Source organism: Nitrospinota bacterium (assembly GCA_009873635.1).
In the GTDB taxonomy this organism is placed as follows: Bacteria; Nitrospinota; Nitrospinia; order Nitrospinales; family VA-1; genus LS-NOB.
On record WAHY01000013.1, the window covers coordinates 51,095 to 61,625 of the forward strand.

Genomic DNA, 10,531 nt, shown 5'->3' on the forward strand with positions numbered 1-10,531 from the left:
AATTAATACACATTTATTATAAGTTTTTCGGTTAAAATTTGAAAGTCTATTTCCTGATGTGTTTTCTCATGTAGTTCGTGACTTGAAGTTCGGGAGGTTATATATTGGTAGAGAAAGGAGGAAAAAATGAATACAACCGTAGAAAATGACAAGTCAATAGCCACGGAAGACTATTTCCTGCTGGCAGTCAGAAACTGGGATAACAAGCTGGAGGATTATTTACCTGTTGACGACACCTCAACAGTAACTCAAGCCTTCAACGAGTATGCGGACGCGGAAACCGCCTATTTTTCAATGAAATACGATGAGTGCCCTCAGGCTGGCGGAAAAGATGTCAAAATTGAATTGCTGCATATGCGTTTTGGAATCCCGCATATGGTCCGAAACCGCATTCTGTTCCCTTAAGTAGCCTGCTTGTTTTCCAGTTCCTGAATCAATGAACGTATGGGTTCTGCTCTTTGCTGGTTTGGGTCCAAACGGAGGGATTCTTTCAAGTGTTTCAGGGCTTTTTCGGAATTTCTCTGGAATTGATGGTAAATCATCCCCAGACTCAAATGAACACTTGGCATGTTCGGGTTGATGCTTAATGCTTTTTCAAAATTTTCAATCGCAGCAGGAATGTTTTTAGTCTGCATTTGAATATTGGCAATATTCAAATAAGGAATAGCAAAAGTAGGGTCTAACTGGGCAGACTTTCGATACTCCGCCAAAGCCATATCCAATTGTCCTTTCATCATGAAAGCATTGCCCGCCCCAAAGTGGGCTTTCGAATGGTTGGGTTGCATGGCAAGGAATTTCTCAAAGTTCTCGAGTGCTTCATCAAACAAACTGAGCTCCATAGCCAGGTAAGCCAGATTATAAAATGCCTGCTCAAAATAGGGATTTGATTTAATAGATTTTCGATATGACTCAGCCGCTTCCTGACGCTTGCCGGAAAGATGCAATGCACGGGCAAGATTATAATGTGCAGGACTATAGTCCGGTTTCTGTTTCAGTGCTTTTTTGAAGTAATCAATTGCTTCCGGCAACTTTCTCTGCTTTCCATAAATATTACCCAGATTATTAAGTCCAAAAAAATAGTTGGGGTTTATTTTTAATGCCTCCTTAAACTCAATGATAGCTTCATCATACTTTCCAAGTTTGTCATAAGCCTCTCCAACATTGTTATAGGGGCGCACCAGTTTGGGAGATTTCTTTTTTGCGTCGCTCCATAAAGTAATCTCATCTTTCCAATCTTCATTTCGAGTTATTACCCCAATAGAAAATAAAATCAGTATTAACACCATACAAACATTAACCAGATTTATTTTGGAAATCGAGGTTTTTGGGTAAATATCATCAAGGCCCGCTTTTAACCGGCTAAAGCATCCCGCTACAAATAAGGCATACCCGACCATGGGTAGATATGTTCTATGTTCTACCGCTACATCCAGCAAAGGAATAAAGCTGGACGTTGGCAATAAAGTGAGCAGTATCCAGGCTATTCCAAAACCTGTTATTCTCCTCCCGACTTCATCAACTTTAGACACAGAAGTGGAAACTCTCATCCAGAATAAAATAAAAATTCCCAACGCAAGCATTCCCAGCCAGTTCACCGGTTGTAACCAGTTTTCAAGTACCGGAAAATCAATATCAATATTCATATTGAACGGGAACAGCATTTTTCTTAAATATTCAAAAGGAACCACTGAAGTTTGTGTCAATAACCACGTACCTGGTTTTAGATATGCATTGGATGCGGACAACAGCCCACCCGCTAAAAGCTGTTTGTAGCCCACATATGCAAGCAATGGAATGAACAAAAGAAAAATCCATTTGGAATAGGTAATAACCCAGTCTTTCGGACTTTCACGCGATATAAAATAAAAATGAAAAACAAACAGCATTGCCGGAAACGTCACAATAGTTTCTTTCGACAAACCTCCCAGAAAAAAACATATTCCAGATAAAATGAAATAACCCCAGCTTTTCTTCCCTGTTTGTTTCCATTTTTTGAATCCATCAAAAAATACAATCAAGGCAACCAGGTAAAACGCAGTCGCCATTATTGATGAACGGCTAGATATATATGTAACAGACTGAGTGTTGAGAGGATGTAACGCAAAAACCATGGCCGCAAAAAAAGGCGCATTGGATAAACCTGATTTAGCTGAAAAATCATTTAGAAAACTCAGAACCCTTTGAGCAAGCATAAAAACCAGTAGTGTCGTGATTGCGTGGAAAACGATATTGAATAAATGGTAGCTCCACACTGCAAATTCGCTGATTGCATAATTAATATTGAAGCTTAAAATAATCAGAGGTCGTTGAAAGAGCCCTTGCCAATTCAGGAATTGGGGGATTTTATCTAAACCTCGAATCCAGGGTTTTTCGAGAATAGAAGGAATATCATCAAAATGGAATGAGTTCAGAAACGTGTTGCTATACACCAACCCAATCAAAACTATTAAAATCAATCTAGGAAAAATCAGTCCGGGGTTCATGGTGTAATTATTTTATAAAAAAACACAAAGGGTTATAGTGCAAGTATCAGGTCGTTACTTCGATATATTCCTTTTCGATTTTTTCTACCACCGTGTTCCAGGAATATCGAGTTTCAGCAATATCTCGGCATTTGGTGCTCATCCCATAAAATAGTTCTGGATCCTTCAAAAAACTTTCAATGCCTTCTGCTAATGATTCCGGTGATGTATTTTGAAAAAGAAGCCTGTCGTCAACTTGTTTTAAAATTTCAACCGTAGCTCCTATTGGGGTCCCCATTACTGGAAGTCCACTTGCCATTGCTTCAGCGGTAACCAGTCCAAATCCTTCAATCGCAGTTGTTGGCAGAACAAACAAGTCTGCGCAACGAAAATAAAGCGGCAACGTTTCCCGCGGTACCAGCCCGACAAGTCGTATGCAATGGGAAACGCCCTGCTCTACGATTAATTCTTCCAAGCTGGATTTCAGTCTTCCCCTGCCTGCAAGCACTATTTGAAACTTCAGATCAGGGCTGCGGCGTTGAAGAATTCCCGCCGCACATATCAGGTTTTCCAATCCCATCCTTTGTTCCAAACGACGAACCGTTAATAAGATAGTAGTATCGACCGGCAGTTTTAACTCTTCGCTGATGAGTTTTATCTGTTCTATGGAATTTGGTGGCTTGAATTCTTCTGTATCCACTCCGCCAGGGATCACAGACAGCTTTGGTTTTGCAAAAGGATAGTATTTAATAAAACGATTTTTAGAGTATTCGCTTAAAAAGAAAATGGTATGAGAAACCGCATAACCAGTCCATTCCATTAAGCGGATAAGCTCAAGCTGGAATTTTAATTTCCAGGTTATTTCTGTAGTTTCAGTACCTACCTGATTGATTCTTTCTTCATCAAACCAGGAACTATGGAAGTGACATACTTTGGGCACATTCCACAGTTTAGGAAGCAAAATCACCGCAAAACCAACTAACGGGTTATGAATATGTATCAGATCGATTTTTCCAGACTTAAGAATGTGATTTACTTTTTTTCGCGCCGTTCTCCAGATTGAAATCACACTCTTGCTATCTTTTACAGAAATGCGATGGAAAAAAACCCCATCGATCTTTTCCTCATTTGGCAGTGATTCTTCTGGTTTACATGTTATTAAATGCACTTTCTGGCCCCTATCGGCCAGGCGCTTATTAACTTCATGGGTCAATCCCCATGCACCACCGACTTCATCAGGATAACAATGGTATTGCAGAGAAAGTACCGTGAGTTTTTTTTCAGAATCATTCATAAGCTGCAAAGAGGATAAAACCTAAGTAGAAGATTTGCAAGAAAACAGCTAATTTAAGGACTGTTCCAGACACTTTACCATCTTGAAAATTGAAAACAGAAGCTGAGCCCATTGAATCCCAAGGTGTTATACTGTACATTAATAATAGCTGATACCTCACTCAATTTTTGGGGGCGATCTGGTTTCGACGGGAGAGCTGATACAAAGGTTGCATGCACGGGACGCCGTTGGCCCGTTAAAAAACGGCTTTTACATAATCGCCAACGATTATGATGTAGCTGTAGCCGCTTAATTTAACCGGTTACCGTCCGCCGTGTCCATGTTCGCGGGATACGGGTCGGACGTCACTCAGCGGACTGGTTTGGATCGCATGTTCCGGGCGAGCCAAATGAGATTTTCAGGAACTGGCTTAGGCCAAATCCTGCCTTTGGAGTTTGCCTAAGTAAGACTCAAATCAAAGGATAAGCATGTAGACGCCTTTGCTTGAAACCTTTCGGACGGGGGTTCGATTCCCCCCGCCTCCACCAAAATAATTGTAAAATAAAGAGTTATATAGCTTTTATATCCTGTATTTGAGGATTTGTCCAAAAATGGGCTCAATAAGTTGTCCAAATACAGGAGATCAAAGTGGCAAAAATGAATAAACCCCTCCCTCGTTATATCTTGATACTTTAGAGAAGATAGCGGTTGGTGGTTACTCAGATGGGTTTTCAAACTCCACAGAGAATAAATCTGTCTTTGATTTATTCATGGAGATCTCAGGTGATCTTCCTATCAATCATTATGATCACCAAACAATAAGACAATACAAAGAAACTTTAGGAAAGCTTCCAGCGAATAGGAACAAGATAGAGAAATACAGAGATAAGACTATGAATGAATCGCCAGGTAACAACGCCGGGTTTCGATGATGATTGATATTTTTAAGTTTGTAGTGGTGAGTTGCCTCCTCACCTCGTTTCTAATTCAGTTTGCCTTTTTTCTTGTTTGTGCTGAATTAAGATTTTATTCTAAATAATATCAGTCATTTTACTAATTCAAACAAGAGGGGAATATGAAAGCGATTAAACAAAGAAAAAATACATTGATTTTTTTCCTTTTCTGTTTTTTCTTCGTCGCAATAAATGGAGTAGCGAATGCGAAAAACAGAAGCTCAGATCTTTTGAAGGTGGGGAAACCATTGCCCGAAGCAAAACTGAAAGCCTATGGAAACCCGGATGTTGAAATCAAAGACTTAAAAGGAAAAATTAAAATAATCAGTATCGTGCCAAAGTTGAATACCCCTGTCTGCGACAAGCAAACCCATGAATTTAGCGAAACCAATGGAGGATTGGATAAATTCATAGATATCATCACCCTCAGTACAAATACAGCTGAGGATCAGCACAAGTTCGCCGAAAAGGCCAATATACACAATCTGATTTTCCTTTCAGATAATCCAGAGTTTCTATTTGGTAAAAAGTCAGGACTGCTGATTAATGGATTGGGGGTATTACGCAGAACGGTTTTGGTTGCCGACCAAAATAATATCATTCGCTACGTCGACCTTGTTCCGAATGGAGGGCTTCCAAATATAAAAAAGGCTTTGGAAGCAGCTGGTGATTTATTGAGAACCTCTCAGTCAAAAAGTTAGTTCCAAAGAATTAAATATTCATAAACTTCTATGATTTAACCGAAGTTTGATTATTTTCTAATGAATACCCGGCATTACAAAAATCTAATTAAAAAAATCCAGATTTATAATCAATAAGTGATCCGCAAGTTTTTGATTAATAATCCTACCCTTAGCAGTGATCGACACCCGTTTATTTGGGCCGGGCTATGGCAAATACCTGAAATCAACAACTATCAGGATGACCCATTGAATGGAATTCAAAAACAGAGAAAGCTATTAATTTGTTATATCTGTTGAACTTTGTAGTTAATCTTTATTTTTTAAACAGTCTTCATAGCCTGGCAAAAGGATTTCAAATTTTTTAAATAAATTTTTCATAACTTGAATCTGTTTAGCACAGTTTTCCCCTCCATCCGCTTTCATGGTTTTTCTAAATTCCCGCGAGCAATCGAACCCCAGGTTTTCCTGCTTAACCATTTGCACACATGTTTTCAGTCTGTTGGACCGGTATTTTAAATTGCTGAACACCTTGTCACGAAATTTTGCAGCGGGTCTTGCACAAAACTCGACCTCTTCAATACGTTGAATTAACTGGTCGGCCTTTTTATGGAGCTTGATTTTTTTGTTATCACAGTTACTTTTCACGGCCCAGGCAGGAGAATAAAATATCAGCGCTAGGATTTGCAGAAATAAATAAAAAAAAATTTCTGGAATTATTGTATTCATTGACTAATACTATAGATGATTTTCAAAAAATGTTTGAAAATCTTATTGTATTCCAGTAGCCGGTCGAATTTAAACGAAAAAAGGATTTAACATTGATCATAGAGAAAAATAATAAGTTTTCCCTGGTATGCGATGCACGGGTCGCTGAGGAATGTTCTGAAAACAGCAAATGGTGTGACAGTGAAGAAGAGGCTCAGGAATGGGTGGAAGATGAATGCTGGATATTTTCAGGAGAAGGTTGGTTTTGTAATGAATGCAATTCCCACTTCATGAGAAACCTTTCCCAAACCCGGAGGGACAAGGGAATGGATTCATTATTACCAGATGGTTGGGACGATGACCTGGAAACAGGCATAAATACCGTTAGGTAGTTCCCCCTCCACTCCATCTTCCCCGGCAGCAGACTTAATATCGTAATGATCTGGCCTGGATACTCCTAATTTACGGCAGGATTCAGATATATTGCCCGGGGTTTCACCGAGTTCCAGGATATTCAGCTTTCTTCAGATAACGTATTGATCTTGAGTCATTGGTTTCTCCTTCAAGTTAATAAGTCTTTAACAAACTTATCTTAACCGAGAAACCGGGGCTCTTTTACTTTGAAGAATCTAAATCTTTAAACGCTTTTCGTTAAATGTGAAGATATTAAAAACCGCTTAGCATCTCCCCGCCGCAATTGGCGGGGCATATATTGCGTCTTGTTATAAACTATTTTTCTTTTCCTGGATTTCAGCTCTTCGAACCTTAGCCAGCTTTCCAAGTTCACCTAAAGCTTTGCGTGCACGGGCAGCAGCAGCTTTTATATTTTTAGTTTCAAAACTTTCATTTTCAGCAAGATAATTTTCATAAGCAGAAACAATTTGTTCATGTGTTGCCATGTTTAACTCCTGGATTTTAAGGTTGAAGCATCAAAATAAAATAAAGAATTAGCACACTACCTTCAACAAATACAACTTAATTATAAAAATTAAGGAACAAATGACTTAGCTTTCATTTCGGCTCTTACCACATTTGCGATAATTGTCGGCAGGTCTTAGCAGGGAAAATTTTTAGAACTACCGGATTATCAATAGGAATAAAAAATTATGGTCTAAAATGACAATATTTACATTTCGATTGATTTGTAAAGCTGAATCCTTATATTTAAATATCCATCAACCAAAATTATACCCTTTTTAGAGTATAGACAATTATCAATAAATGCTTTAAACCAAAGATATCGTATTAGACCATAGATTCTGTGATATATTTCAAAATACATATTAACCTTAAGGTTACAGATAATGTCTGAAATTGGTAGACGTTTTTCATTAGATAAGCCAAAGATAGACCCAAAGCTTAAAAATAAGATATTTTCAGCCGATGGGGATGAGCACGTCGGTGATTGGGACGGGGAATGCATTGATGACCTGATAAAAGAAATCGATCGTATTGAAGAGCGGATTGACCCAAACTACTCGAGCCTTCCCCATTCAGACAATATCCCCGATGATTTAAAAGAAGAAATCGGAAAAGATTATCCCATTTGGACCTGTGACAAAAAAGGACGTTGTCTGGTAGGGGATTCAGGATCTGAGGTCATGACAACCGATGAAATCAGAAATCATTATATTAATAAATTTGGAAGTGTCGAAAAGTTTAAAGAAAAGGTAAGAATTGATCGGGAAAAATTTATTCAAGAAGTTAAAAGCAGGTCTGAAGACTAGAGTTTATTCTTGTAATTATTGATCTGTTCCATAAGATCAGTTAAATAGATGAATAATTTACATAAAAACTACAATATTGTGGTCGCTGAAGATGATGAAGATAATTATTTATTAATCACCGAGGCCCTAAAGGGGTTGGATAATATAGGTCACATTCACTGGTCTAAAGATGGAGATGAACTGTTAAGTTATCTGGATGCTTGTGAACATTCAGATACAGTTAGAGAGAAAACCCCCGGCCTTATTATTCTTGACTTTAATATGCCAAAAAAGGATGGCCGCGAAGCTCTTGCAGAAATAAAAAACCACCCTGAGCGCAAAAAATTCCTGTCATCATATTAACCACTTCGCAGGCTAATTCCGACATTGATCAGGCATATCAATTAGGAGCCAACTCATTTATTCAAAAACCATTTAAGTATGTAGATTTCAAATACGCAATGGAAATCCTGCTAAAGTACTGGTTAAAGATCGTAAAATTAAACTCCTGAACTATCCTCTCAATGACTCAAGAACCTCTTAAAATTCTTTTGATTGAGGATGACGAAGATGACGCCCTTTATATTAAAGATCTCCTTAATGTAGGTCTTGGAAAACCAACTCCTTTAATAGATCATTACTCTTCAATCGGTAGTCATTTCAAAAAACTGGATCCTTTCGATTATAATTTGGCCATGTTTGATTTCCGGTTGGGACCAATAAATGGTATTGAGCTATTACGAAATTTTCGCGAACAGGGTGGTAATCTTGAAGTTGAAAGCGAACCAGGCCTTGGTACTACTGCCATCGTTGATTTCCCGATCCACATTGAACATTCGACCGCAAAATAATCAATCTGCTTTTATTTTAGTTTTTATCGAAGAAAATCCAATAAGGTAGGTTGCAGGACCTGAGCCGTTGCGCTCAAGGTTGCCTGGAGAGCAAACTCTAAATTAGCGAGATCCGAAGCACTTTTTACAACATCTGCATCCTCAATACTTGCCAACTGTTGTGCTTTATTCACAATATCCTGATCATGAATAGTACTTGATGCATTAACACGACCTAATGAAGCCCCAACTATAGCCCGGTTATTATTGATAGAGGCCAGGCTCGAATCTAGATTTTCCAAAGATGCCAGAATCGCTAATCCGTCATTCTTATTGAGGGCATCCCTCAATTTAAACAAAGTTGTAAATACATTCTTACCACCGCCGAGCCCCAGATTTTCTGCCGTTTCATCAGTTCCAATATTTTTTACTATTGCAACCGTTGTCGGATCGTTAGAGGTGACCAAAAGTGAGTTCCCCGCGCTATTAATAGATGCTGTGACATTGAACGAAGAATTGTTAATTTGATTGATAACATCTCCAATAGTTGTAGCCGAACTTAATGTTACCGTTCCAGAAGCAGCACCATTCACAATGTTTATTTCATTTAGCGTCAATCCATCACCACCCTTTAAGTCTGATATTAAAGTCGATGAGGTAATCACTGGGTTCAGGTCTGAACCGCTTATATTTCCATCCCTCTGACCAAGAATTCCAAGTTCTTCAGCCGCGCTACCTCCCGAAACCTCTGCCACTGTCAAAGCCTGAGTAATGACAGAACTGCTATCGGTTAATTGAAGACCCGAACCTTTTGAGTTGATTGAGGCAGTCACATTTCCAGATAGCCCGTTAATTTTTGAAATCAAACTGGCAATAGTGTCTGAAGAAGTCACACTCACCGTTCCCGTGTTTCCCGCTCGATCTGTTATCGTTATGGACCCGGGTGTAACTCCGGAACCCGCATTTAGAGAAGCAAGCCCAGTCGAGCCTGTTAATTGAGGGTTTAGATCATTTCCTAAAACTTCTGAACCGGGAAGGGTAAAGTCTGCATTTGTGTTTGATCCCACTCCAATTTCAAACCTTTCAGAATTACCAAAATAAACCGCTCCTGATGAAGCTTGTCCAAATGGTTGGGTTCTAAAGTCTGTACCTGAAAAAACAAACTGGTTCTTAACTTTTATATTGGCAGACTCAAATGTCTGAGAAATTATCTGATCCAATTCATTTGCGGCAAAACCTCTTGTCTCAGCAGTTGCTAACCCACCCAATTCACTCACAGTGAGCTCTTTAGCCCTGATCAAATTAATATTAAAAGACTCTAGAGCAGAATCGCTTGCCTGTAAATATATGCGATTACTATCAATATTTCGCACAAATTGATTTGAACGAGAAATGTTTGTCTTCAGTAAAAGAGCATCACGTATACCTGCTGGATCATCCGAAGGTTTTGTTATACGCCTTCCAGAAGCAATCTCCTGTTGTGCTTTAAAAAGGTTTTCCGTAATTCGAAATATGTTTTGTAACGAATTGGCTTGTTGCGCTTGATTGGTAACGCGTGTGACCATTCAGGTTCTCCTATTAATACAAAGTTAGACCTGAGAGATTATTGTATCCAAAAGCTCATCTGCGACCCCTATTAACCGTGCAGAAGCATTATAAGCCTGTTGGAACTTAATCATGTTAATCATTTCCTCATCAATCGATACACCGGCTATGCTCTCTCTCCTTACATCGAGCTGCAGTAGAATTCCCTCTTGTTGCGACAGGGTTGACTGAGAGGCAAAAGATTCTATTCCCACCGTACTGACCAGCGAACTATAAAACTCATCAAATGTGAATGTACCTGAACCTGAAGAATCTAAAGTTATGCTGTCGAAGACAAGCTTGGACTGAAGCTCAACCAGTTGCAGAGCATTTCC

General features: G+C 39.0%; 9 protein-coding genes, 1 other RNA gene and 2 pseudogenes (1 of these 12 only partly in view). 7 read left to right on the forward strand and 5 right to left on the reverse strand.

Annotated features, from left to right (window positions below):
• The first annotated feature begins 126 nt into the window (after positions 1 to 126).
• Entirely contained in the window at positions 127 to 405 is a 279-nt protein-coding gene (locus F3741_08970) for a hypothetical protein (protein MZG30922.1), read from the forward strand.
• Here the strand turns inward: F3741_08970 and F3741_08975 are convergent.
• Together F3741_08975 and F3741_08980 are read right to left on the reverse strand one after the other, a co-directional pair.
• Complete coding sequence (locus tag F3741_08975; GenBank protein ID MZG30923.1) at positions 402 to 2,483, reverse strand: tetratricopeptide repeat protein; 2,082 nt, start codon at positions 2,481 to 2,483, stop codon at positions 402 to 404. The two genes, F3741_08970 and F3741_08975, sit on opposite strands and share 4 nt — an antisense overlap.
• 46 nt (positions 2,484 to 2,529) lie before the next feature.
• Positions 2,530 to 3,756, reverse strand: a complete 1,227-nt coding sequence (locus F3741_08980) for a glycosyltransferase family 4 protein (GenBank protein ID MZG30924.1) — start codon at positions 3,754 to 3,756, stop codon at positions 2,530 to 2,532.
• A 169-nt stretch (positions 3,757 to 3,925) separates the two neighbouring features.
• Between F3741_08980 and ssrA the strand changes: the two genes are divergently transcribed.
• Both ssrA and F3741_08990 read left to right on the forward strand, forming a co-directional pair.
• Positions 3,926 to 4,283, forward strand: a transfer-messenger RNA (tmRNA) gene (ssrA, locus tag F3741_08985).
• Between the two features lie 527 nt (positions 4,284 to 4,810).
• On the forward strand, positions 4,811 to 5,389 hold the full coding sequence (locus tag F3741_08990) for a redoxin family protein (GenBank protein MZG30925.1): 579 nt from the start codon (positions 4,811 to 4,813) through the stop codon (positions 5,387 to 5,389).
• Positions 5,390 to 5,677: 288 nt separating this feature from the next.
• Here F3741_08990 and F3741_08995 read toward each other — a convergent pair whose 3' ends face one another.
• Positions 5,678 to 6,016: a hypothetical protein gene (locus F3741_08995; protein MZG30926.1), complete on the reverse strand. Its 339-nt coding sequence runs from the start codon at positions 6,014 to 6,016 to the stop codon at positions 5,678 to 5,680.
• A 173-nt stretch (positions 6,017 to 6,189) separates the two neighbouring features.
• On the opposite strand from F3741_08995, the gene F3741_09000 reads away from it, so the two are divergent.
• The 4 genes and pseudogenes from F3741_09000 (at position 6,190) to F3741_09015 (ending at position 8,633) form a co-directional block, all read left to right on the forward strand.
• Complete coding sequence (locus F3741_09000; GenBank protein ID MZG30927.1) at positions 6,190 to 6,468, forward strand: hypothetical protein; 279 nt, start codon at positions 6,190 to 6,192, stop codon at positions 6,466 to 6,468.
• Between the two features lie 912 nt (positions 6,469 to 7,380).
• Entirely contained in the window at positions 7,381 to 7,803 is a 423-nt protein-coding gene (locus F3741_09005; protein ID MZG30928.1) for a hypothetical protein, read from the forward strand.
• Between the two features lie 48 nt (positions 7,804 to 7,851).
• A pseudogene (locus F3741_09010) lies at positions 7,852 to 8,294 on the forward strand (response regulator).
• A gap of 12 nt (positions 8,295 to 8,306) precedes the next feature.
• Positions 8,307 to 8,633 carry a hypothetical protein gene (locus F3741_09015; protein MZG30929.1) on the forward strand — a complete coding sequence of 109 codons (327 nt, stop codon included), beginning with the start codon at positions 8,307 to 8,309 and terminating at the stop codon, positions 8,631 to 8,633.
• Between the two features lie 23 nt (positions 8,634 to 8,656).
• Here F3741_09015 and F3741_09020 read toward each other — a convergent pair whose 3' ends face one another.
• Complete coding sequence (locus tag F3741_09020) at positions 8,657 to 10,177, reverse strand: hypothetical protein (protein ID MZG30930.1); 1,521 nt, start codon at positions 10,175 to 10,177, stop codon at positions 8,657 to 8,659.
• Positions 10,178 to 10,201: 24 nt separating this feature from the next.
• A pseudogene (gene flgK, locus F3741_09025) lies at positions 10,202 to 10,531 on the reverse strand (flagellar hook-associated protein FlgK); it runs 1,398 nt beyond the window's last position.